The organism is Virgibacillus sp. 7505 (assembly GCF_002272135.1).
In the GTDB taxonomy this organism is placed as follows: domain Bacteria; phylum Bacillota; class Bacilli; order Bacillales; family Amphibacillaceae; genus Terribacillus.
Genome location: NZ_NPBF01000345.1, coordinates 1 through 229, shown reverse-complemented (window position 1 = coordinate 229; position 229 = coordinate 1). Strand labels below are relative to the sequence as shown.

1 protein-coding gene is annotated in these 229 nt (G+C 42.4%); it reads left to right on the top strand.

Annotation, left to right across the window (positions count from 1 at the left end; all coding sequences use genetic code 11):
* On the top strand, positions 1-229 hold a 229-nt coding region (locus tag CHH91_RS19260; protein WP_141234264.1), incomplete at both ends, for an FtsX-like permease family protein.

Sequence of the window (229 nt, the reverse complement as noted above, 5' to 3'; positions counted from 1 at the left end):
TTGCTATTAATGCGCTCTCAGATGCAGCCGTGGCGATGGTGATCATCCTTATCAGTATGCTGATGGTTGTGATTGCTTTTCTATGTATCAGGCTTACGTTTCTGGCCACGATTGATGAGGATGTTAGAGAAATTGGTGTCATGAAAGCAATAGGTATATCCAAAAAGGAGATAAGGAAGGTGTACCTGACGAAATACAGAATCATATCAGTGATTGCAGGCATGACAGG